This is a genomic window from Streptomyces xylophagus, assembly GCF_000716435.1.
In the GTDB taxonomy this organism is placed as follows: Bacteria; Actinomycetota; Actinomycetes; order Streptomycetales; family Streptomycetaceae; genus Streptomyces; species Streptomyces xylophagus.
The window spans coordinates 62,538-86,084 of sequence record NZ_JNWO01000015.1 but is presented as its reverse complement, the minus strand read 5'-3'; the positions used below and the strand labels follow the sequence as shown (position 1 = coordinate 86,084).

Below are 23,547 nucleotides of genomic sequence, written 5' to 3'. Positions count from 1 at the left end.
GGGTGCGGTACGGCCCAATCGGCTTGCCCGATCGGGGAGTCGGCCCTCAGGCACCAGCAGAGGAACCTCAGCCCGCCGCGGCGAGGACCAGCGGCAGAACCTGATCGCCCCCTGCCCGGCGAAGCAGTCGGGCGGCGACCGCGAGGGTCCAGCCGGAGTCGGTGTAGTCGTCCACGAGCAGGACGGGGCCGGGAGCGGCGGCCAGGGCGCCGGCCAGGTCCTCGGAGACGGCGAAGGCGTCGGACAGGGCCCTGAGACGTTGGGCGGAGTTGCTGCGGCGGGCCGCGTGTGTGCCGTCCGGTCCGGTGTACGTCAGTGTGCCCAGGAAGGGCAGGCGGCCGATGGTCGCGATGCCCTGGGCGAGGGAGCCGACCAGTTGCGGGCGGGCCAGGGACGGTACGGCCACGACTCCCACGGGCCGGGCGGAGGCGTCCGCGACGTTCGGTGCCCAACCGCCCGGAGAGCGCGCCCAGTCGGCGAGGACCGCCACCGCGGCCTTCAGGACGTCGTCGGGGACCGGGCCGTCAGGCGCGTTCTCGGCCAGCAGCGGGCGGAGCCGGTTGCCCCAGCCGATGTCCGAGAGCCGCCCCAGGGCGCGCCCCGTGGAGCACTGGTCCTTGGCCGGGATGCGGCCCTTGAGGTCGACGCCCAGCGCGGGCATCCCGGTCGGCCACATCCGGCGCGGCTCGACCTCCACCCCCGGGCGGTCCAGTTCCTTCGTCGCCCCTGTCAGCGTCTCGGCCGAAACGGAGGAATCGATCCAGGCGCCCGCACAGTTGTCGCAACGGCCGCACGGCACCGCCCCTTCGTCGTCCAGCTGTTGACGCAGGAACTCCATCCGGCACTGGGACGTGCTCACGTAGTCGCGCATCGCCTGCTGCTCGGTCGCCCGCTGCTTGGCCACCCACGCGTACCGCTCGGCGTCGTACATCCACTCGGCTCCGGTTGCCGCCCAGCCGCCCTTCACGCGCTTGACGGCTCCGTCGACGTCCAGGACCTTCAGCATCGTCTCCAGGCGGCTGCGCCGGAGATCCACCGCCGTCTCCAGGGCCGGTACGGACAGGGGTCGTCCCGCGTCGGCGAGGGCGGAGAGGGTCTGCCGGACCTGGGTCTCGGGCGGGAAGGCCGTATCGGCGAAGTAGCGCCAGATGGCCTCGTCCTCGCGGCCGGGCAGGAGCAGCACGTCGGCGTGGGCCACACCGCGGCCCGCTCGGCCGACCTGCTGGTAGTAGGCGATCGGCGAGGAGGGTGAGCCGAGGTGGACGACGAAGCCCAGGTCCGGCTTGTCGTAGCCCATGCCCAGCGCCGAGGTGGCGACCAGGGCCTTGACCCGGTTCTCCTGGAGGTCGATCTCGGCTTGGAGACGGTCGGCGTTCTCCGTCTTCCCGGTGTACGAGGCCACCTTGAAGCCGCGTTGGCGCAGAAAGGCGGTGGCTTCCTCGGCGGCGGCCACGGTGAGCGTGTAGATGATCCCCGAGCCGGGCAGCTCGTCCAGGTGCTCGGCGAGCCAGGCCAAACGGTGCGCGGCATCCGGCAGTTGGACCACTCCCAGCCGCAGGCTCTCCCGCTCCAGCGGACCGCGCAGCACCAGGGCCTCGCCGGCACCCGTGCCCAACTGCTCGGCCACATCGGCGGTCACGCGCGCGTTGGCGGTCGCGGTGGTGGCCAGTACCGGTACGCCGGCGGGCAGTTCGGCCAGCATCGCGCGCAACCGGCGGTAGTCGGGGCGGAAGTCGTGTCCCCAGTCGGAGATGCAGTGCGCCTCGTCGACCACCAAAAGGCCGGTCGTGGCCGCGAGTTTGGGCAGCACCTGGTCGCGGAAGTCGACGGAATTGAGCCGTTCGGGACTGACGAGGAGGACGTCGGTCTCGCCGCGCTCGACCTCTCCGTAGATGCTGTCCCACTCCTCCGGGTTGGCCGAGTTGATGGTGTGCGCCCGGATACCGGCCCGCGCCGCCGACTCGACCTGGTTGCGCATCAGGGCCAGCAGCGGCGAGATGATCACCGTGGGGCCTGAGCCACGTCGACGCAGCAGGGCGGTGGCGACGAAGTACACCGCCGACTTGCCCCAGCCGGTGCGCTGCACCACCAGGGCGCGCCGGCGCTCCTCCACGAGAGCGGCCACCGCCTGCCACTGGTCCTCCCGCAGCCGCGCCGTACCGCTCGGATCACCGACCAGCTCGGCGAGGATGGCGTCGGCTTCTGCGCGCAGCTCCTGGTTGCTCATCCCCCCATGCAACCCCACGCCACTGACAACGGCCCAATCCACCGCCGTGACGAAGCGCGCGGAACCCAGTTCCGCACCGGGGCCGACCAGCGCCCTCTGGACCTCCGGCACACAGATGGCGTACGAAAGTGTCGTGCGCGAACGTCCCAGGCGTCGCCGGGCGACGCATTGGGTAGGGATATAAGCCACACAGCGCCACATAAGGGGCTGTGGCCCCATTTGCTCGTTGCCGCATCCCAGTTCGACAGGAAGAATTGGAGTCCGCTCCCCGCACGGCTCGTCCGTGATCCGGTAGGGCTCTGCTGCGGTGTGCGCTCCCCCGAATCCGACCCCGCCCGTAGTGTGGGCGCGTAGCCGAAGGGAGGACCGTGACCTTCGGATTCGCTCCGTCCTCCGCGGCATCCACGTCGACGTCTGCCGACCTGTCCGCCGCTTCCGCCAACCCTCTCGCCCGTCTGCTCGAACCCTCCGAATGGGCAGCCGCCGGAATCCCGTTGCTGCGCAATCCCCGCGAGGTCGTCAGCGGGCTGCACTCCCGGCATCGCCCGAGACCGGCGACGGCGATCGTGGCCGTCCTCGACCCGGACGAGCGACTGCTCGCGAGCGCCTCGTTCGTGCGACGGTCCGCCCCGGCCGACGGCTGGATGTTCCGCAACGCGCTGCTCGCGCAGCTGCGCCGGGTCATCCCGCACGATCTGCGCCGCCGCACTCCGGTGCGCACCGCCGTGCTGCTCTACTGCCGTGAGGGCGACGCGCGTTGGACCGAGGAGGACGGCGCGTGGATGTGGGGACTGCGTGACGCCTGCACGCTGCACGGGCTGCGCTGCGGGGCGTACATCACGCTGACCCGCGACGGCTGGCAGGTGCTCGGCGAGGGGCGCGGCGGCCGACGGCCCAGCGCGGACTCCGCGCCGGAACCTTTCGCCATGTCCGAGGTACCACCCCTGCTGCCCCGCACCGGCGGCGCCGCCTCCGAGCTCCTGCGCCGCGCCGCGGCCCGCTGAAACCGGTCCGGGCTCCATGCCCGGACCGTGCGACGCCACGCCCCGCCACTACGGAGGCCGTACGACGCCGAGCCACCCCGGGTGGAGAGTCCCGTACGCCCCGGTCACGCGCACCGCACACGAAGAAGCGCACCCGCGGAGGGCACGCTTCGCCGGCCGTACGACCGGTAATCCGGGCATGCCGAACGTCCCACCGTGCACAGACCACCGCGACGGCGTTCACACCACCGCCGTCGCCCTCCGGGAGTTCCGGAGACGGCTCAAACGCCCGCGCCCAGCACCGAGTTGATCTGCTGCGGGTCGCCGCAGACGATCAGCAGGGCGCCGGCCCGGCCGAGGGCCAGCGGCAGAGCGGTGGCGGCAACGGCGGCGGGGCCTCCGTTGACGGCGACCACGACGACGGGACGGGACGTAGCCCGGCCCGCGACGGCGGCGTCCGCGTAGAAGACGTCGTCGCGCGCGTCGTGCTGCGCCCAGTAGGACGCTTCACCGAAGGACAGTTCGTGGGCGGCCCACGGGTGAGGTTCGCCGGTGGTGATCACCAGCACGTCACCAGGGGTACGGCCCGACTCCAGGAGCAGGTCGACGGCTTCCTCGGCGGCGTCCAGCGCGCCCTCGGCCGAGGCCGGGACCAGCTGGATCTGCGGAGTCGCCACAGCGGTGTCGGAGGCGGTGGGAGCAGCCGGACCCGAGGGTCCGGGCTTGGCCACGGCCACGTCACGCGGCGTGCGTTGCGCCGGCGCCGTGGGCCGCAGGGGGCCGGGGCGACCGGGACGCGACGGAGCCGCGGGGCGGGGACCGGGTACAGGGCGGGGGGTCGGCGCGACGCGGCCGCTGGCCGGAGTGGCGCGGGGACCCTGGGCACTCTCGTGAATCTGAGGCTCCTCGGGAATGAGAGGCATGAGCTGATTTTTATCAAACGTTGGTGCGGCTCGCGCCAGCGGGTGGCACATGAGTGCGAGTGGAACGGTCAGAAGTCGAAGCCGAGCTGGCCCTCGATCTTCGGAACGGTTCCCTCCACCCAGCTGCGGGCCTTCTTGAGGTGCCGCCACTGGGGCAGCGCATCAAGATACGCCCACGACAACCGGTGGTACGGGGTGGGGCCCCGCTCCTCCAGCGCGGCCTTGTGCACGGGTGACGGATACCCGGCGTTGGCCGCAAAAGCGAAGTCTGCATGGTCGATGCCCAGTTCGGCCATCATTTTGTCGCGCTGAACCTTGGCGATCACCGAAGCGGCCGCGACCGCCACACACGACTGGTCGCCCTTGATCACCGTACGGACCCGCCAAGGAGCCCCCAGGTAATCGTGCTTCCCATCGAGGATGACCGCGTCGGGGCGAACCGGCAAGGCCTCAAGGGCCCGTACCGCGGCGAGCCGGAGCGCGGCCGTCATCCCCAGGTCGTCGATCTCCTCATGGGATGCGTGCCCCAGGGCGTACGCGGTGACCCACTTGCGGAGTTCTTCGGCGAGTTCGGTGCGTCGTCTCACCGCGATGAGCTTGGAGTCGGTGAGGCCTTCGGGGGGTCGGCGCAGTCCGGTGACCGCCGCGCAGACGGTGACGGGGCCGGCCCACGCGCCGCGCCCCACCTCGTCGACGCCGGCAATGACCTTGGCTCCGGTCGTGGCGCGGAGTGAGCGCTCGACGGCGTGAGTGGGTGGTTCGTACGGCATGGCGTCCTCAGACTACGCCGCCCGGAACCCCCTGCGACACCCAGGTTTCCCCAAGCGCCTCCCCGACCACGCCGTTCAGGCTTCAGGCACCGTCGGGCCGGAGCAGCGGAAGCATCAACTGGTCGATCATCTCCTCGATGTCGACGTCTCTCCATTCACTGCCGCACATCTTCGAGCGGTACATCATCATCGCCGGAATGGCGTCGATGACATAGCTGTTGGACGCGTCGGAGCGGACCTCGCCTCGCTCTATTCCACGGTCGATCGCCTCGCGGAGCAGTCGGATCGTCGGCTCCACGACCCCTTCGAAGATCACGCCGTGGAAGCGCTCCGCCTGCACGGTGTCGCATTCGTGAATCACCGCGCGCAGGGCGAATCCGGGGCGCGAGAACATCGCGTCACGCGCCTGCGTGCACAGCGCCAGCAGATCCTCGCGCACGTTTCCCAGGTCGGGCGCGTCGTCCAGGCGCGGCAGTCCGGCCTGCAACGCGTCCGCGACGAGGTCCTCCTTCGAGGACCAGCGCCGGTAGACCGCGGCCTTGCCCGTCTGGGCGCCGGCGGCGACGCCTTCCATCGTGAGGGCGTTCCATCCGACCGTACTGAGTTGTTCCAGTGCGGCGTCCAGGATCGCGCGTTCGAGCACGGCGCCGCGGCGACGGAGGGAGGCCGTCTGAGCGGGGGCGGCCGTCCAGCCCGAAGTAACCATCTGAGTCTCTCCAGCGAGCAGTGGAATGGGGAATTCCGGGGATCGGGGATGCGTCACGCGGCAGCGACGGGGACGCGCCACACGAAGGCGAGTTAAGTGAACGCTTGCGTTCACTGTTGGGGACTCACTACCGTTGACGCGGCAGTGAACGCGAGCGTTCACTAACACACTTGTGGGGGACCCATAGTGACAACCTCTCAGTTGACGAAGAACCCAAAGCCAGGAGCGGCCCGCCGGGAGGGGCATCCCGGCATCGCGCTCGCGGTCATCGCGGCCTGCCAACTCATGGTGGTACTCGACGCGACGATTGTGAACATCGCCCTCCCGCATATTCAAGCCGCACTCAGCTTCAGCACGACCGACCTCACGTGGGTCGTCAGCGCCTACACGCTCACCTTCGGCGGCCTGCTGCTTCTCGGCGGCCGGGCCGGCGACATCCTCGGCCGGCGCCGGGTGTTCACGACCGGCATCCTGCTCTTCACCTTCGCCTCCCTGCTCGGCGGACTCGCCCAGGAACCCTGGCAGTTGCTGGCCGCGCGCGTCCTTCAGGGTGTGGGTGGCGCGATCGCGTCGCCCACCTCGCTGGCGCTCATCACCACCACCTTCCCCGAAGGCCCGGAGCGGAACAGGGCGTTCGGAGTCTTCGCCGCGGTCTCGGCGGGCGGCGGCGCGATCGGTCTGCTCGCGGGCGGCATGCTCACCGAGTGGCTCGACTGGCGCTGGGTGCTCTTCGTGAACGTGCCGATCGGCCTGCTGATCGCCGTGCTCACCCCGCTGTACATCAGCGAGTCCGAACGGCACACCGGCCGCTTCGACATCGCGGGCGCATTGACCTCGACGGCGGGCATGGCGTCCCTCGTCTACGGCTTCATCCGCGCGGCGGACAAGGGGTGGAGCGACAGCCTCACCATCGGGTCCTTCGTCGCGGCGATCGTCCTGTTGATGGCCTTCGCGATCACCGAGTCGCGGGCCAAGGAGCCGATCACTCCGCTCAGGATGTTCGCCGACCGCAACCGCTCGGGCACGTACGTGATCATGCTGAGCCTGGCCGCCGCGATGTTCGGCATGTTCTTCTACATCGTGCTCTTCGTGCAGAACGTGCTGGGGTACAGCCCGATCCAGGCGGGTCTCGCCTTCCTTCCGGTGACGGTCGTGATCGCGGCCGGGGCGGGCCTGTCCCAGCAGTTCCTGCCGAGGTTCGGGCCGCGGCCGTTCATGCTCGTCGGCTCGACGCTCGCGGTGATCGGGCTGGCCTGGCAGACCCTCATCAGCTCGGACAGTTCGTACGTCGACGGAGTGCTCGGCCCCATGCTGGTGTTCGGCTTCGGCATGGGCCTGAACTTCGTGACGCTGACGGTGACCGCCGTCTCCGGTGTCGCCCAGCACGAGGCGGGCGCGGCCTCCGCGCTGCTCAACGCCATGCAGCAGGTGGGCGGTTCGCTCGGTCTGTCCATCCTGACCACGGTGTTCGGCTCGGCCAGCAGGGACGAGGCGAAGAAGCAGCTGCCGAAGTTCCTCGCCCACGGTTCGGCCGAGCAGAAGGCCGAGTTCGCCAAGTCGCACCAGCTGCCCGCGCCCTGGGGACACGAGGTGCTCGCGCACGGCATCTCCACGGCCTTCATCCCGGCCGCCGCGATGGCCGTACTCGCCCTGGTCACCGCCTGGTTCGTGATCCGGGTCCGCAAGAGCGACCTCGATGCCCTCGCGGGCACGGCGGGTCCGGGGATCGCCTGACCGGTCGGGCCCGCTCCGGGCCCGGCCGACCGGCACCGACGAAAACCTCATGACCACCCACCCCCTACAACTGTCGCGTCCCCTCTGCCGTGTGGACTCATGTGTCACACAGCAACTGCCGGGACAACGGCCGGGCGGTCACGGAGAGTTCCCAACAGGCACAGAGAGTTCTGATCGCGTGCGGGCGGGGCTGCCGGGCAAGGAGTTGAAGGCGTCAGACGGACGTCGGCACCCAGTCCGGCAGCGCCTCCGTCCGCTCCACCCACTCGGCGGGCGGCGCCCCCGCCTTCCCGCCGGCGATCACGCCGCCCACGATGGCGCACGTGGTGTCCACGTCCCCGCCGACCTGGGACGTGGCCCAGAACGCCTGCTCGTAGCCGCTGAGCCCGCGGGCGGCCGACCAGAGCGCGAAGGGAACCGTGTCGTGAGCTGTCGTACGACGTCCGCAGCCCAGTACGGCCGCGACGGTGCCGGCATCGGCGTAGTCGAGCATGTCGCGGGCGCGCCGCAGTCCCGCGCCGACGGCGCTCTTCGGTACGAGGGCGATGACGCCGTCGAGGAGTGCCTCGGCGCTGGGCGGGCCGTCGGGGGACGCGGCCAGCGCGGCGGCCGCGGCGACTGCCATGGCGCCGACCACGGCCTCACGGTGCTGGTGCGTGGGGTAGGCCGAGATCTCCGCCTGGTGGGTCGCCTGCTCGGGGTCGTCCGCGTACCAGGCGCCCAGGGGTGCGATCCGCATCGCCGCGCCGTTGCCCCACGATCCCTGTCCGTTGAAGAGCGCGGCGGACAGCTCACGCCAGTCGCCGCCCTCCCGGACGAGGCGCAACAGCCGGTTGACCGCGGGGCCGTAGCCGCGGTCGAAGTCGTGGCGCGCGGCGAAGGAACGGGCCAGGGCGTCCTGGTCGATGCGGTGGTGGGCAGCCAGGACCGCGACCACGGAGCAGGCCATCTCCGTGTCGTCCGTCCACTGCCAGGGAGCCGGGGGCAGCTCACGGTCCTTGAGCAGCGCGTAGTTCGCGGGCACGAAGAACTGCGAGCCCAGCGCGTCGCCCACCGCCAGCCCTCGCAGGCTGGCCAGGGCGCGGCCCAGGCGCGCATCGAGAGAGTCGTCAGAATCTGGAGAGTGAGGAGAGTCGGGAGAGGAGTCAACGGTCATCGCTCCGCACCCTATCCACTGATCCCGTACGGCTCCGGGTCCCGCCAACTGTCGAACGGCCGGTCCAGCGCGTAACGGCCGTCGTCTCCGAGAACGAGCATCCGCATCTCGGCGTTCCCCGGATTCGACAGCGACTCGAACTCCGCGACCGTCCAGTGGAACCAGCGCATGCAGAACAGTCGCATCGCCAGGCCGTGCGTCACCAGGAGGACGTTCGGCGGGTGGTCGGGCGCCTCGAAGCTGCGGTACAGGCTCTCCAGGAAGCCGCCGACGCGGTCGTAGACGTCGGCGCCGGACTCGCCCTGGGCGAAGCGGTAGAAGAAGTGCCCGTACGCGTCCCGGTACGCCTTCTGGAGGCGTACGTCGTCGCGGTCCTGCCAGTTCCCCCAGTCCTGTTCCCGCAGCCGGGGTTCCTCGCGCACGCGCACGAGGTCGGGGTCCAGGTGGAAGGCACGGAAGGTCTCGTGCGTACGGCGGTACGGGGAGACGTACACGCTGATGCGCTCGCGGCCGAACACCTCCCGCAACCGCTTGCCGGTCTCCTCTGCCTGTCGCCAGCCCTGGTCGGTCAGCGCCAGGGAATGGTCGGGTTCACGCTCGTACACAGTGTCATCAACATTGCCCGTTGACTCGCCGTGCCGGACAAGGACGATGCGCCGTGGTCGTGCCATGCCAAAACCCTAGATCGAGTGACGGCATATCGAGCAGTCGTACGGGCTCCATACGGCGTAGGTCACACGAATTCTGCCCGATGGGCCACATAGGGGCGCACGATTCACACACCGGGACGTCGACGGCGTCAGTCCGGATATCAAACTGTCCAGCTCGGTTCGAGCTGCACGATGTCGCCCGTGAGGGACGCGACGTCCGCCTCGATCTGGGCCCGCAGGGCGAGCCGCTCCACCCGCTCGGTGCGGTACTTGCCGTGCTCGGCGGCCGAGTGCCACATCGAGAGCACCATGAACTCGTGTCCCGGGGCCTCGCCGAACAGCCCCCTGAGCATGCCCGGGGAACCGGCCATCGCGGGATTCCAGACCTTCTCCTGCATCAGCGTGAAGTGCTCGGCGCGCTCCTCGTGGACACGGCACAGCGCCACCCGCACCAGGTCGGCGTCGGTGAAGCGGGGTTCGAAGCCGGTCTTCACGTCGAAACGGTGGTCGAACAGTTTGACCTGCGTGTCCTTGAAGGTGCCCGCCTGGGCCGACGCCAGACGGTCGTGGGATCGGGCCATGAAGGAGTCGTAGAAGGCACGGCTTTCCCAGAACGCGAAGATGTGTGCCACTCCTGGCCGCGCTCTGCTCCAGCCTCCCCCCTGTCCCCGAAATCCCGGCTCACCCAGAAGCCCCGCCCACTTTCGCTGCCCGCGCTCGAAGCCACGGCGGTCTATCACGGTGCAGCGAATCCACTTGACCAGCACCGCGCCATCGTAAGGCCACGGAGCGTGGCGCCGGTCACGCTCCGGCTGAGATCGTCGGCGCATGCGCCCCCGCGCGCGTGGCACGATGGACAACGAACGCTGATCGCCCGGCAGTTGGGGCGCGCGATCGAGGCGAACGGGGAAGGGGAACTGTGGTGAACGGCCTCAACAAGGGGATTCGCAAGGCCGAAGTCGGGCTCCAGTGGGATCCGAGTCCCACCGGGCAGCCGCCCGTCGATCTGGACATCGTCGCCACCACGTATGTGGCGGGCGATCTGTACGGCGCTCCCGCGTACGCGGTGCACTTCGACAGCCGCTCACCCGACGGCACCATCTATCTCAACCGGGACAGCAAGGACGGCAAGGGCTTCGGCTGGGACGAGGTCATGACCCTGGAGCTCGACCGGCTCTCCGAGCGGTACGCGCGCGTGGTGGTCGGTGTCGTCATCCAACAGCGGGTCGCCCACCGTACGTTCGTCAACGTCCTGAACCCGAAGCTGCGCATCCGTGAGGGGTACACCGTCCTCACCGAGGACGACTTCGGTGACGTCCTCGGTGCGACGGCGGCGACGGTCGGGGAGTTCGTCCGGGACGCGTCCGGAAGCTGGGACTTCCATCCCGGTATCCAGGGCTTCGAGGACGACCCCGCGACCTTCACCAGGACGATGGGCAGGGCGCAGCAGCCCTGACCCCGTCCCGGACAGCTGGTCAGCCGGCGGTCCAGCCCGGGACCGTCGGCAGCACCGCCTCGGCGATGCGGAACAGCGCCTCGTCATCGGGCGGCACGTCGTCCTGACGCCAGATGGATATCTCGAAGGAGTCGCCGCCGTCCTTCGCGCTCGTGGAGACCAGCAGGCTGCGGGCGATGCCGCCGGGGCCCGTACTGGCCTTGCCGCCGCCGAGGTTGAAGCTGATGGCGACGGTCTGGTCCGAGTAGAGAACGGCCGGGTGCCCCAGGACCTTCTTCACCTGCGAGGTCGAGTCCACGTATCGGGCCGCCTCGGCGACGGGAATGTCGTCGTAGGACGCCGACAGCCGCACGGAGTAGGTCCTCAGGTCGACGTCGGCGTCGGGGCTGGCGATCTTGGTGCCGCCGGCGAGCGTCATCCAGCCCGAGCTGCCCGAGGCGGTCTCCGCGTGTTCGTCCGGAGTCCCCAGGAGCACCGGAAGGTCCGCGCGGTTCAACGCCGCGCAGAGCTTCGTCGGTGAAACGTACTTCGCCGGCAGGGTGTTGTCCGTGCTCGCCGAGCAGGTCGCCGGTTTGTTGTCCTGTGCCGCCGTCTTGGGCAGGACTTCCCCAAGTCCCCACATACCGCCCACGACGCCACCGACCACCACCACCGCCGCGACTGCCTGGGCCCCCGCCCTCATCCCTCTTTCGGGTTCGACGGAATCGTCGACCATGCCCCCACCCTCCCCTGTACGCACGCTATGTGCGTCGAGGGAGATTAACCGCTGATCGTTCCGCTGGGAAACCGGATTCGCCCCGGACCGGGACATGCCGAGGGCGGCGGAGTCCTGATACCGACTCCGCCGCCCTGACCAGCTAGTTCACTTCAGGCAGATGCAGTTGATCAGCTGCAGCCGCTGGTCGACCCGCACCCCTCGCAGATGTAGCAGGAACCGGCCCGCTGCATCTTCGTACCGCAGGAGAAGCACAGCGGGGCGTCGGCCTGGATGCCGAGCTGCATCTCCACCAGTTCGGCGCTGGTGTGCGCCTGGAGCGGAACGGGCGTGGCCGCCTCGACCACGGCCTTCGGGGTGGCCACGGCCTTCAACTCCTGGGCGCGCGGCGCCGACTGGGCCAGGCCCTCTACGTCGACCTCTTCCTCCGTCGGCTCGTACGAACCGGTCTCCAGGTGACGCTGACGCTCGTCCGCGGAGTGGATGCCGAGCGCGGAGCGCGTCTCGAAGGGCAGGAAGTCGAGCGCCAGGCGGCGGAAGATGTAGTCGACGATCGACTGCGCCATCCGCACATCCGGGTCGTCCGTCATGCCGGCCGGCTCGAAGCGCATGTTCGTGAACTTGGAGACGTACGTCTCCAGGGGCACGCCGTACTGCAGACCCACGGAGACGGCGATCGAGAAGGCGTCCATCATGCCCGCGAGGGTGGAGCCCTGCTTGGACATCTTCAGGAAGACCTCGCCGAGACCGTCGTCCGGGTAGGAGTTGGCGGTCATGTAGCCCTCGGCGCCGCCGACCGTGAAGGAGGTCGTGATGCCCGGGCGGCCCTTGGGGAGACGCTTGCGGACGGGGCGGTACTCGACGACCTTCTCGACCGCGGTCCGGATGGTCTCCTCGGCCTTGGCGGTGACCTCGACCTTCTCCTTCTCCTTGGTCTTCGCGGAGAGGGGCTGGCCGACCTTGCAGTTGTCGCGGTAGATCGCGAGCGCCTTGACGCCCATCTTCCAGGCCTCGAAGTAGACCTCTTCGACGTCCTCGACGGTCGCCGTCTCCGGCAGGTTGACCGTCTTGGACAGCGCGCCGGAGATCCAGGGCTGGATGGCGGCCATCATGCGGACGTGGCCCATCGCGGAGATGGAGCGCTCGCCCATGGCGCAGTCGAACACCTCGTAGTGCTCCTGCTTGAGACCCGGGGCGTCGATCACATTGCCGTTGTCGGCGATGTGGGCGACGATCGCCTCGATCTGCTCCTCCTGGTAGCCCATGCGACGCAGGGCCTGCGGGACGGTGCCGTTGACGATCTGCATCGAGCCGCCGCCGACCAGCTTCTTGAACTTGACCAGGGCGAGGTCGGGCTCGAGGCCGGTGGTGTCGCAGGACATCGCGAGACCGATGGTGCCGGTCGGGGCGATGACGGACGCCTGCGAGTTACGGAAACCGTTCTTCTCACCGAGGCGCAGCACGTCCTGCCAGGACTCCGTGGCCGCGGCCCAGATGGGCGTGTCCAGGTCGTCCGTGCGCGGGGCCACGGCGTTGGCGTCGGCGTGCTGCTTCATGACACGCAGGTGCGGCTGCTCGTTGCGGGCGTAGCCGTCGTACGGGCCGACGACCGCGGCGAGTTCGGCGGAGCGCTTGTACGACGTGCCGGTCATCAGGGAGGTGATGGCACCCGCGAGGGCACGGCCGCCGTCGGAGTCGTACGCGTGGCCCGTCGCCATCAACAGGGCGCCGAGGTTGGCGTAGCCGATGCCGAGCTGGCGGAACGCGCGCGTGTTCTCGCCGATCTTCTGCGTCGGGAAGTCCGCGAAGCAGATGGAGATGTCCATCGCGGTGATGACGAGCTCGACGACCTTGGCGAAGCGCTCGACCTCGAAGGACTGGAGGCCCTTGCCGTCGTCCTTGAGGAACTTCATCAGGTTCAGCGAGGCGAGGTTGCACGACGTGTTGTCCAGGTGCATGTACTCGCTGCACGGGTTCGAGCCGTTGATACGGCCGGACTCCGGGCACGTGTGCCACTGGTTGATGGTGTCGTCGTACTGGATGCCCGGGTCGGCGCAGGCCCAGGCGGCCTCGGCCATCTTGCGGAAGAGCTCCTTGGCGTCGACCTCCTCGATGACCTCGCCGGTCATGCGGGACGTCAGGCCGAACTTGTCGCCGTTCTCGACGGCCTTCATGAACGTGTCGTTCACGCGGACCGAGTTGTTGGCGTTCTGGTACTGCACCGACGTGATGTCGTCGCCGCCGAGGTCCATGTCGAAGCCCGCGTCACGCAGCGCGCGGATCTTCTCTTCTTCCTTGACCTTGGTCTGGATGAAGTCCTCGATGTCGGGGTGGTCGACGTCCAGGATGACCATCTTGGCCGCGCGGCGGGTGGCGCCGCCGGACTTGATGGTGCCCGCGGAGGCGTCGGCGCCGCGCATGAAGGAGACCGGCCCCGAGGCGTTGCCACCGGAGGAGAGCAGTTCCTTGGAGGAGCGGATGCGGGACAGGTTCAGGCCCGCGCCCGAACCGCCCTTGAAGATCATGCCCTCTTCCTTGTACCAGTCGAGGATCGACTCCATGGAGTCGTCGACGGCCAGGATGAAGCAGGCCGAGACCTGCTGGGGCTGCGGAGTCCCGACGTTGAACCAGACGGGGCTGTTGAAGCTGAAGACCTGGTGCAGGAGGGCGTACGCCAGCTCGTGCTCGAAGATCTCGGCGTCGGCGGGCGAGGCGAAGTACTTGTGGTCCTCGCCGGCCTTCCGATACGTCTTCACGATGCGGTCGATGAGCTGCTTGAGGCTCACCTCGCGCTGCGGGGTGCCCACGGCACCGCGGAAGTACTTGCTGGTGACGATGTTGACCGCGTTCACCGCCCATTCGGCGGGGAACTCGACGCCACGCTGCTCGAAATTGACCGAGCCGTCGCGCCAGTTGGTCATGACGACGTCACGACGCTCCCACTCCACCTCTTCGTACGGATGCACGCCGGGGGTGGTGTGAATACGCTCGATGCGCAGTCCCTTGGTGGTCTTGGTGCCCTTCGCGCGGGAACCTCGTGCCGGACCGCTCGCCGTCTCTGTCATGCCGCCTCCCTGTACAGGCAAAAACGCCCTGAAATGCCACGATGTTCCCGTGGCAGAGTGTTTGTCTGGTGTCACGGCAGCCCACACGCTCATGGCTCCGCGACAAGTCCTGGTCCGCCGCCGTCCGGCCGGATCCGGGGTCTCCGCCCGGTTCCGGCCCGCCGGTCAGTCGGCGGAGTGGGCGGGCACCGGGACCTGAACAGTCCCTCCGGGCCCGCCGTCGTCTTCCTGGCTCCCCGATCCCGCGTCTTCGTCGTCCGCGGCGGGGCCTGGCGTCGCTTCCCGAAGTTCCACGATCGCGGCCTCGAAGTCCTCGAGCGAGTTGAACGCCCGGTAGACGGAGGCGAATCGCAGATAGGCGACGAGGTCGAGCTCCTGCAACGGGCCGAGTATGGCCAGCCCGACGTCATGGGTGGTCAGTTCGGCACTTCCGGTGGCGCGCACCGCTTCTTCGACCCGCTGGCCGAGCTGGGCGAGTGCGTCCTCGGTGACAGGCCGTCCCTGGCATGCCTTGCGCACACCGTTGATGACCTTGGTACGGCTGAAAGGCTCGGTGACTCCGGACCGCTTGACCACCATGAGCGAGCACGTCTCCACGGTCGTGAAACGACGGGAGCAGTCAGGGCACTGGCGGCGCCGGCGGATCGACGTGCCGTCGTCGGTCGTACGGCTGTCGACGACACGGCTGTCGGGGTGCCTACAGAAGGGGCAGTGCATGATCTCCGACCCTCCCTCACAGCAGACTCAATAGCCTCGGGAGACCCCTCGGGCCTCTCGAAGCAGCCCCAAGCATAGGGGATGACCGAGACTCTGGAGACCCGGGGGACCACAACTTCTGGGCTGCTGTCGCAATCCAACCACTAGATGTGGTGATTGGCTCACACAAACACGCCGTACGCGCGTGTCGCACCCGTATTGGCATGTGCCATACGGCCATACCGTCACCCCGAACACGCGGGCGCACAGCCGTACCGCCAGGGCACTTACGGAGATACCGTGAGCGCGGCACGGAGGAGGCGTGGGGCTCCCGCACAGAACGGGACCGGCCCCCGCCTGCCGGGACACCGGGTGGCAGACTGAGGCGACAACCTACAAGGTCACCATCCGGGCGGCGAAGAGGGCAGCGATGGGCTCTTCGTCCACCAGGTGAAGCGTCAGCCATACACCCAGGCACATGATCGCGGCGGGCTATCCGCGATTTTTCACTCGAACGTGTGTTTGGCGCAACCTTTCGAAAGCAACTACCGTTGTCCAGCAGGGAGACCATCGAGAGGGGCCGACGTGACCACCACCGCAGACAGTGCCACCATCACTGCCCAGGATCGCTCCCAGGGCCGACTCGAGCCGGTGCATGCAATGAACGAAGCCGCGAATCCCGAGGGACACAAGCGTTCCCTCCCAGGCCGACCTCCCGGCATCCGGGCGGACAGCTCGGGGCTCACGGATCGGCAGCGCCGGGTGATCGAGGTCATCAGGGACTCGGTGCAGCGACGGGGCTACCCGCCGTCGATGCGCGAGATCGGCCAGGCCGTCGGCCTGTCCAGCACGTCCTCGGTCGCACACCAGCTGATGGCACTGGAGCGCAAGGGCTTCCTGCGCCGCGACCCGCACCGCCCGCGCGCGTACGAGGTCCGCGGCTCCGACCAGTCCTCGTCGGCGCAGCCCACGGACACCGCGGGCAAGCCGGCCGCGTCGTACGTCCCGCTGGTGGGCCGTATCGCCGCCGGTGGCCCGATCCTCGCCGAGGAGTCGGTCGAGGACGTCTTCCCCCTCCCCCGCCAACTGGTCGGTGACGGTGAGCTGTTCGTCCTCAAGGTCGTCGGTGACTCGATGATCGAGGCCGCGATCTGTGACGGCGACTGGGTCACCGTGCGCCGCCAGCCGGTCGCCGAGAACGGCGACATCGTGGCCGCCATGCTGGAGGGCGAGGCCACCGTCAAGCGCTTCAAGCGCGAGGACGGCCACGTCTGGCTCCTCCCGCACAACTCGGCGTACGAGCCGATCCCGGGCGACGACGCGACGATCCTCGGCAAGGTGGTGGCAGTGCTGCGGCGCGTGTGACGGCTGCGGCGGGCGGGTCCCTTCGGCCCCGCCCCCTGACCGGACCCCGGGACCCCTGCGCCGGTTCCGGGGTCCTGTGCTGTCCGGGCCCCGGTGAGGACCGGTTGCCCGGGCGGCCCCGGTGTGCGGCCGGTCGTCGATACGGGGTCGGCCCGACGCTCCGGACCGACCCGCCCCCGCTCACTCCGATTCGGCTTCGGCTTCCTCCTGCTTCGCCTTCGCGTCGATCGCGGACAGCGACCTCCGGACCTGGTTGCGGTCCGTGGTGTACCAGAAGTCGGGCAGTGACGCCTTGAGATAGCTGCCGTAGCGGGCGGTGGCGAGGCGCTGGTCCAGTACGGCGACGACACCCCGGTCCCCCGATGCCCGCACGAGACGGCCGGCGCCCTGGGCCATGAGAAGTGCCGCGTGGGTGGCGGCCACCGCCATGAAGCCGTTGCCCCCGGCGTCCTCGACCGCCTTCTGGCGGGCGCTCATCAGCGGGTCGTCCGGACGCGGGAACGGGATCTTGTCCATGACGACCAACTGGCAGCTGGGCCCGGGCACATCGACGCCCTGCCAGAGCGACAGCGTGCCGAAGAGGCAGGTCTTCGGGTCGCCCGCGAAGTTCTTGATCAGCTCGCCGAGCGTCTCCTCGCCCTGGAGCAGGATCGGGTACTCGGGGATGCGGGAACGCAGTTCCTCGGCGGCGAGTTGGGCACCCCGCATCGAGGAGAAGAGGCCCAGAGTGCGACCGCCCGCCGCCTGGATCAACTCGGTCAACTCGTCCAGCATGTCGGCACGATCGCCGTCCCGCGCGGGGCGCGAGAGATGCTTGGCGACGTACAGGATGCCCTGCTTCGGGTAGTCGAAGGGCGAGCCGACATCGACGCCCTTCCACTGCGGCAGGTCGTCGCCCGCCGTGCCCTCGGGGGCGAGGCCGAGGGATGCTCCTACGCCGTTGAAGTCGCCGCCGAGCTTCAGCGTCGCGGAGGTCAGGGTCACCGAGCGGTCCGCGAAGAGCTTCTCCCTCAGCAGGCCCGACACGGACATGGGGGCGACGCGCAGGGAGGCACCGAAGCGGTCGTGGCGTTCGTACCAGACGACGTCCCACTCGGAGCCGTTGGTGATGCGCTCCGACACGTCGTGCACGGCCTCCACGGAGGCCAGCGCCTGCTTGCGGACCGCGTCCTCGTCCTGCACGGACTTGTCGCGGGTGGCGCCGATCGCGGAGATCACCGTACGGCAGGCGTCGCGCAGCGCCATGAGGGCGTAACCGAGGTCCTCCGGGATCTCCTCCAGGCGGCCCGGCAGAGCGAGTTCCATCAGCCGTTCGAAGCCCTCGGCTGCGGTCTGGAGCTGGTCGGCGGCCTTCTCGTTCACCAGCTTCGCGGCACGGCGCACCGCGCGGTTGACCTGGCCCGGGGTGAGCTCGCCGGTGGCAACTCCGGTGACCCGTGAGACCAGTTCATGGGCCTCGTCGACGATCAGCACCTCGTGCGGCGGGAGGACGGGGGCGCCCTCGATGGCGTCGATCGCGAGCAGCGCGTGGTTGGTGACGACGACCTCGGCGAGCTTGGCGCGCTCGCGGGCCGCCTCGGCGAAACACTCCGCTCCGTAGGCGCACTTCTGGGCGCCCAGGCACTCACGGGAGGACACCGAGACCTGTGCCCAGGCGCGGTCGGAGACTCCGGGCGTGAGGTCGTCGCGGTCGCCGGTCTCGGTCTCCTCCGTCCAGTCGCGCAGCCGCAGCAGGTCCTGGCCCAGCTTGCTGGTGGGCGCCGCCGCCTCGAACTGGTCGAAGAGGCCCTCCTCCTCGTCCTGCGGCATGCCCTCGTGGAGTCGGTGCAGGCACAGGTAGTTCGACCTGCCCTTGAGCATCGCGAACTGGGGGCGGCGGCGCAGCAGGGGATGCAGTGCGTCGACCGTGCGCGGCAGATCCCGCTCCGCCAGCTGGCGCTGGAGGGCGAGCGTGGCGGTCGCGACGACGACCCGCTCTCCGTGCGCGAGCGCGGGCACGAGGTAGCCGAGCGACTTTCCGGTGCCGGTGCCGGCCTGGACCAGCAGATGGGAACCGTCGTCGATCGCCTCCGCGACGGCTTCGGCCATGGTCACCTGGCCGGGGCGCTCCGAACCGCCGACGGCAGTGACGGCAGCATGCAGGAGTTCGGGGAGTGAGGGCTTCGTCATAGCCCGACCACCCTACGGGGCGGGACTGACAACCGGGCGATCAAGGCGAGGGAAGGGGTTGGATCAAGACCGGTGGACTTTCGGACAGGGGCGATTTGGGTTCGGCTGGTGATCGAGTCGGTCCGGGCGGGACCGGATAAGTCCGACCGGTGCACCAAATGTGACGGCGCTGCCACGTGGCGCTACCGCACATCGCGCTGCGAACGGTCGCGGACCATGAGCGCGGCCCGCTTGGCGGGCAGGTCGACCTCGGCGGAGAACCGGAAACCGGCGCTCAGGAAGGCGGCTACGGAGGGGGTGTTGCGAAGGTCGGGTTCCGCGACGACGCGAGCGCAGGCGGAGCGCTTCTCGAGTACGAGGTCGGCGACGGCCCGGAGGAGGGTGCTGCCCAGCCCTCGTCCCCGGTCGGCGACGTTACCGATGAGCAGGTGGATGCCGGTGTCGTGCGGTCGGGCGGGGTAGTGACGGGCCAGCGGGTCGAGGTCCGCCCGGTAGATCTCCCAGTAGCTCATCGGGGTGCCGTCCAGCACGCCGAGACAGGGAACGCTGCGGCCGTCACCGGCGAGTTGGGCGCGCAGGTGGTCCTCGGTCAGCGTCTGCGGACCGGCCAGTTCCCAGAACTCCGCGACTACGGGGTCGTTCATCCAGCGGTTGATCAGCGGGAGGTCGCGCTCGAACCGGACGGGGACGAGGTGGAAGGCGCCTGCGGGGGTGCGGATCGGCCCCCAGTCGGCGACACGGTCGAGGAGATCGTCGCCGGCCGGGATGCGTGTCTCGTGGTCCGCCTCGTGGTCCGCCTGATGGGCCACTTCGTCGGCTACGGCAGCGTCGGCTGCGTCCGCCTCGGCGCAGAGCGCGATGAACTCCTCGGGCAGACGAAGGACGAGGGTGTCCTCGCTGTCCGTACCTGGACTGTGACCTGCACTCGCACTGGTGAGAGGCACGGTGACGCTCCTGACGGTCAGGAATGAAGGGGGTTGGCGATGGTGACGTAGACGGACTGGGTGTCGACCGGGCCGACGAGTTCGTCGAGGCCGTGCAGCCGGGTCAGCAGGTTGGCCTTGCAGCGCAGGACGGGTGAGTCGAGCAGGCGGGCCGGCAGGGAGGTGCGCAGCCGGGCGGGGCCGGAGGCCACGTCGCGGAGGAAACGGCGGAAGGCGGAGAGCAACAGCCGCTCGTCGGCGAGGCGTTGCGAACCGAACGCTCCGATGAGACCGAGCACGTTGTTGATCGCGAGGTAGTACGCGAAGCGTTCGTCGGTGACCTCGTCGGAGACGAAGGTGTCGCTGTGTTCGCCGATGCCGGGCAGTCGGGCGTCGAGTTCCGCGCGACGGGAGGCGCGGAAGTAGTAGCCCTGGTTGTCGCGGTACCGGCCACCGGAGGGCCAGCCTTCGGTGTCCAACAAGACCAGCGTGTTCTGTTGGTGTGCCTCCAGGGCGATCCCCGCCTCACTGTCCAGCCACAGCACGGGACGGACGACCTGCTCCAGGTAGCGCAGGAACCACTCGGCGGCGACCGCTCCGCGCGACCGCCCGGTCCGCCCGGCGAGGCCCGTGACGACTTCGGCCAGACGGGACCGCAGCGGCGGTACGCCGGATGGGGAGTGGCCGGTGTGCGAGGTCGCCGCCGGTCCGCCGCCGGTGGCGTTCCGTCCGGCGTACGGCCGTGGTGAGACGAGCCCGGCGATGCACGACACGTCGTCGGACGCGCTGAACGGGTTGTGCCGGATCACCACGTCGATGCCGGCCAAGGGCACACGGGCGGCGTTGCTCTCGCCCGGCGCGTCAACTGCCAGCCACGCCGGGTCGCGGACGATGTCGAAGCCCGGGTGGGCGGCCTGCCACTCCTTGAACAGGCCGCTGCGCAGCAGGCGGTGCACCTCGACGCCGCGATGGAGTTCCTTACGGAGGTTCTCTCTAAGGGAGTTGGTGATGCGCAGGCCCAGGGACAACTTGAGCATGGCGGGGGCGCCTGACCGGTGGACGGTTCGTACGGAGGAGGTGGGCTGCCATGGGCTGCCGTGCGGGCCGAGGTCCTGGATCAGTCCGGCGGCGAGCAGGGCGGCGATGTCGGCGCGGTGCTGGATCTCGCGCCACTGCCAGGGGTGCAGGGGAAGGGCGGAATGCCCCTCGGGCAGGGGCAGTTCGGCTCCGGCGAGCCGGGCCGTGAGGTCGGCGGCGGGGACCGGGCGGCCGCGTTCGGTCCATGCCGAGTCGGTGGCGAGTACGGAAGGGGCGACAGCCAGCCAGTGGAGAGGGAAGGAGCCGCGCAACTCCGGTGAGTACAGGCGGGCTTCGGCCTCGGAGAGGCCCTCGCGGCTCTTCGGGGTCGGGTGCAGCGGGTGTCCGAGGAGCAGTGCCTGTTCCGCGGAGAGGAAGAGATCGGGACCGTCGGCCGGGTGCGCTCGGCGGTCGGTGAGGAAGGTGACGGTACGGCGGAGGGAGTCGGCTACACGGGCCACCAGGTCGGTCACGGTTTCTGGTGCTGTTGGGGTTTCCGGGGCCGTTGAGGTTTCCGGGGCCGTTGAGGTTTCCGGGGCCGATGGGATCTCGGCCGCCATTCCGGTTTCGGGTGCCGTTGCGCCTGAAGTTGCGGCCCCGGCTGCCACTCCGGCGCCCACTCCGGTCGCCGTATCCGCACCCGGTACGGACCCCCCACCGCGCCCCACCGTCTCCCTCGCGAGCAACGCCGCGACCGTGACCGCGTCGGCCGGTGGCGCGCCATGGGGAGCGTCGGAGAGGCGGGGAGGGCCGAAACGGTGCCAGCCCGTCGGAGACCAGTAGTGGACCTGCGCGAGCAGGGCCGTGCCGCTGGCCGGGAGGGGGATGCGGAGGGTGCCGTCGGCGGGAGCGGGGAGGTTCGTTTCGCGTACCCAGCAGCGCAGGAGGTTCTCGACGGCTGCGGCCTGGGCGGCGATGTGAGGGTCCGGGTGCTCCAGGAGGTCGGTGGTTGTGCCGCGCGGCTGCCCTGTTTCCGGGCTGCGGGGCTGCTGCCGGGGAACGGACTCGGTCGACGCCGCCGCCAGGATCTGCGTGTGTCGAGGACTCGGCTCGTGGGAGTGACCGTCAGGGGTGGGCGTGGGGTTCAAGGCTGTTCCTCGGGGGGGGGTGGTTCGGAGTGGGAATCGTGAGTCGTGCCGCGCCGACTCCGCATGCTCTGGCGGGCGTTGAGCTTGGATGCCTTGCAACTGGTGTTACGGGTCAGCCGAGTTGATGTCCGCCGTCGGTCCGACCCCGGGCCACGGCCTCCACCGCGTCGGACAGGCGGTTGAGTACCGCCGTCGCCTGCTCGTCGGTGATCGTGAGAGGCGGGAGGAGTCGTACGACACTTGCGTTGCGGCCCCCGAGTTCGACGATGAGGCCGCGGCGCAGGCACTCCTGTTGGACCGCGGCGGCGAGTTCGGGAGCGGCGGCCGGACGGGAGCCGTGCGCGGAACCGGCGGCGGGGCGGGGGCCGTGCGCGAGCCGCTGCGGCGAGGCCGTGTCCGACCCTGGCCTTCCGCCCCCGGCGCCCCCGGCCGCCCTCTCGTCCTCAAGGGCAACCCCGCCTGTCCCCTCACCGGCAAAGGCACCTTCCGCCTCCCTTGCGGAATCCCTGTCCACGAACTCGACCCCGATCATCAACCCCCGCCCCCGCACGTCACCGACACACGCGAACTCGCCTGCCAGTCCCCGGAGTTGGACAAGCATCCGTGCGCCGAGTTCGCCCGCGCGTCCGGCGAGCCCGTTCTCGCGGACGTACGCGAGGGTCGCCGTACCGGCCGCCATGGCTAGCTGGTTGCCGCGGAACGCGTCCGCGTGGGCGCCGGGTTGGCGGAGGTCGAGGTCGTCGCGGTGGACGATGACGGCCAGGGGCAGGCTGCCGCCGATGGCCTTGGAGAGGATCATCACGTCGGGGGTGACCCCACTGTGCTCGACCGCCCAGAACGCGCCGGTTCGGCCGACGCCCGTCTGGATCTCGTCGGCGATCAGCGGGATGGAGCGGGCGGCGGTGATCCGGCGGATGCGCCGCATCCACTCGTCGGGTGCGGGGATCACTCCGCCCTCTTCCTGGACAGGTTCGACGATCATTCCGGCGGGGCTCGGCACACCGGACCCGGGGTCGTCGAGGACGGACTCGGTCCAGCGGGCGGCGAGTTCGGCGCCGTACGCGCTGCCGATGCCGAACGGGCAGCGGTAGTCCTGCGGGGAGGGAAGGCGGCCGACGCGGACGTCAGAGGCGTCGTCGGGCGCTTCGGGTGCGCCGGTGGCCATGCCGTGGTGGGCGCCGGTGAAGGCGAGGATTCCGGTGCGCCCGGTCGCGGCACGGACGAGCTCGAACGCGGCCTCGACCGCGTCGGTGCCGGCCGGGCCACAGAACCGCACGCGCGCGTGGTCGGCGAGTCCGGGCGGCAGCGTACGGAACAACTCGGTGACGAAGGCGTCCTTGACGGGAGTGGCGAGGTCGAGGGCCTGCAGTGGGGCGCCCGAGTCGAGGACGCCGCGGATCGCCTCCAGGACCACGGGGTGGTTGTGCCCGAGGGCGAGAGTGCCGTCCCCCGAGAGGCAGTCCAGGTAACGGCGGCCGTCCGCGCCCTCGATGGTCAGGCCGCGCGCCCGCACCGGCACGACGGGAAGGGCGCGCGCATAGGTGCGTGCCGCCGACTCGCGCGCCGCCTGACGCCGCAGGATCCCCTCGTGCGCCCCGCGCGCCGACTGACGCCCCAAGACCCCCTCCGGCGCTCCACGCGCCGTCGTGGACACCCCGCCGTGCCCGCCCGCCACGCCCCCAGCAGGCCCGTATCCCCCGTACACAGACTCGGCCACGGCCGCTCCCGTCCCTCCCGCTGTCCAAAGGCGAGTTGAGGTCTCGCGTCGCCACGGGCGCGGGGGACCGCGCATCGACAGCAGGCCCCCGTCGCTGCCAACCCCCGTACCGCCTACGGGGTTACGG

The 23,547-nt window shown here is 69.9% G+C and carries 18 protein-coding genes; 4 read left to right on the top strand and 14 right to left on the bottom strand.

All coding sequences use genetic code 11. The features are described from left to right. Positions 1-67: 67 nt before the first annotated feature. A complete protein-coding gene (locus OO70_RS29975; protein WP_043677939.1) occupies positions 68-2,227 on the bottom strand; it encodes a RecQ family ATP-dependent DNA helicase in 2,160 nt (719 codons plus the stop codon). A gap of 368 nt (positions 2,228-2,595) precedes the next feature. Between OO70_RS29975 and OO70_RS29970 the strand changes: the two genes are divergently transcribed. Then, positions 2,596-3,231: a hypothetical protein gene (locus tag OO70_RS29970; protein ID WP_043677937.1), complete on the top strand. Its 636-nt coding sequence runs from the start codon at positions 2,596-2,598 to the stop codon at positions 3,229-3,231. 260 nt (positions 3,232-3,491) lie between these two features. On the opposite strand, the gene OO70_RS29965 is transcribed toward OO70_RS29970, so the two are convergent. The 3 genes from OO70_RS29965 to OO70_RS29955 form a co-directional block, all read right to left on the bottom strand. Next, positions 3,492-4,133, bottom strand: coding sequence for a hypothetical protein (locus tag OO70_RS29965; protein ID WP_078651607.1), 642 nt, complete (start codon positions 4,131-4,133; stop codon positions 3,492-3,494). A 68-nt stretch (positions 4,134-4,201) separates the two neighbouring features. Then, complete coding sequence (locus OO70_RS29960; protein WP_043677936.1) at positions 4,202-4,903, bottom strand: ribonuclease HII; 702 nt, start codon at positions 4,901-4,903, stop codon at positions 4,202-4,204. An 82-nt stretch (positions 4,904-4,985) separates the two neighbouring features. Next, positions 4,986-5,609: a TetR/AcrR family transcriptional regulator gene (locus OO70_RS29955; RefSeq protein ID WP_043677935.1), complete on the bottom strand. Its 624-nt coding sequence runs from the start codon at positions 5,607-5,609 to the stop codon at positions 4,986-4,988. A gap of 186 nt (positions 5,610-5,795) precedes the next feature. Between OO70_RS29955 and OO70_RS29950 the strand changes: the two genes are divergently transcribed. Next, on the top strand, positions 5,796-7,343 hold the full coding sequence (locus tag OO70_RS29950) for an MFS transporter (protein WP_043677933.1): 1,548 nt from the start codon (positions 5,796-5,798) through the stop codon (positions 7,341-7,343). Positions 7,344-7,557: 214 nt separating this feature from the next. On the opposite strand, the gene OO70_RS29945 is transcribed toward OO70_RS29950, so the two are convergent. The 3 genes from OO70_RS29945 to OO70_RS29935 all read right to left on the bottom strand — a co-directional run bounded on the left by OO70_RS29945 (position 7,558) and on the right by OO70_RS29935 (position 9,916). After that, on the bottom strand, positions 7,558-8,499 hold the full coding sequence (locus OO70_RS29945) for an ADP-ribosylglycohydrolase family protein (RefSeq protein ID WP_051741733.1): 942 nt from the start codon (positions 8,497-8,499) through the stop codon (positions 7,558-7,560). An 11-nt stretch (positions 8,500-8,510) separates the two neighbouring features. Then, the gene (locus OO70_RS29940) at positions 8,511-9,170 is read right to left on the bottom strand and encodes a histidine phosphatase family protein (RefSeq protein WP_043677931.1); all 660 of its coding nucleotides are present in this window, start codon (positions 9,168-9,170) and stop codon (positions 8,511-8,513) included. A gap of 140 nt (positions 9,171-9,310) precedes the next feature. Beyond that, the gene (locus OO70_RS29935; protein WP_043677929.1) at positions 9,311-9,916 is read right to left on the bottom strand and encodes a YdbC family protein; all 606 of its coding nucleotides are present in this window, start codon (positions 9,914-9,916) and stop codon (positions 9,311-9,313) included. Between the two features lie 155 nt (positions 9,917-10,071). Between OO70_RS29935 and OO70_RS29930 the strand changes: the two genes are divergently transcribed. After that, a complete protein-coding gene (locus OO70_RS29930) occupies positions 10,072-10,605 on the top strand; it encodes a TerD family protein (protein ID WP_043678555.1) in 534 nt (177 codons plus the stop codon). Between the two features lie 19 nt (positions 10,606-10,624). Here the strand turns inward: OO70_RS29930 and OO70_RS29925 are convergent, their stop codons facing one another. The 3 genes from OO70_RS29925 to nrdR form a co-directional block, all read right to left on the bottom strand. Next, positions 10,625-11,320, bottom strand: a complete 696-nt coding sequence (locus OO70_RS29925; RefSeq protein WP_043677927.1) for a DUF6215 domain-containing protein — start codon at positions 11,318-11,320, stop codon at positions 10,625-10,627. Positions 11,321-11,490: 170 nt separating this feature from the next. Then, entirely contained in the window at positions 11,491-14,385 is a 2,895-nt protein-coding gene (locus tag OO70_RS29920; protein ID WP_043677924.1) for a vitamin B12-dependent ribonucleotide reductase, read from the bottom strand. Between the two features lie 165 nt (positions 14,386-14,550). Continuing rightward, positions 14,551-15,102: a transcriptional regulator NrdR gene (gene nrdR, locus OO70_RS29915; protein ID WP_043677922.1), complete on the bottom strand. Its 552-nt coding sequence runs from the start codon at positions 15,100-15,102 to the stop codon at positions 14,551-14,553. 564 nt (positions 15,103-15,666) lie between these two features. Here nrdR and lexA point away from each other — a divergent pair. Continuing rightward, positions 15,667-16,446 (top strand): transcriptional repressor LexA, encoded by a 780-nt coding sequence (lexA, locus tag OO70_RS29910; RefSeq protein WP_043677921.1) that lies wholly within the window; start codon positions 15,667-15,669, stop codon positions 16,444-16,446. 180 nt (positions 16,447-16,626) lie between these two features. Here lexA and OO70_RS29905 read toward each other — a convergent pair whose 3' ends face one another. The 4 genes from OO70_RS29905 to OO70_RS29890 all read right to left on the bottom strand — a co-directional run bounded on the left by OO70_RS29905 (position 16,627) and on the right by OO70_RS29890 (position 23,495). After that, a complete protein-coding gene (locus OO70_RS29905) occupies positions 16,627-18,615 on the bottom strand; it encodes an ATP-dependent DNA helicase (RefSeq protein ID WP_043677919.1) in 1,989 nt (662 codons plus the stop codon). A 182-nt stretch (positions 18,616-18,797) separates the two neighbouring features. Next, on the bottom strand, positions 18,798-19,559 hold the full coding sequence (locus OO70_RS29900) for a GNAT family N-acetyltransferase (protein ID WP_051741731.1): 762 nt from the start codon (positions 19,557-19,559) through the stop codon (positions 18,798-18,800). Positions 19,560-19,576: 17 nt separating this feature from the next. After that, positions 19,577-21,703 (bottom strand): IucA/IucC family protein, encoded by a 2,127-nt coding sequence (locus tag OO70_RS29895; RefSeq protein WP_043677915.1) that lies wholly within the window; start codon positions 21,701-21,703, stop codon positions 19,577-19,579. 112 nt (positions 21,704-21,815) lie between these two features. Next, entirely contained in the window at positions 21,816-23,495 is a 1,680-nt protein-coding gene (locus OO70_RS29890; protein ID WP_407702839.1) for an aminotransferase class III-fold pyridoxal phosphate-dependent enzyme, read from the bottom strand. Between the last annotated feature and the right edge of the window lie 52 nt (positions 23,496-23,547).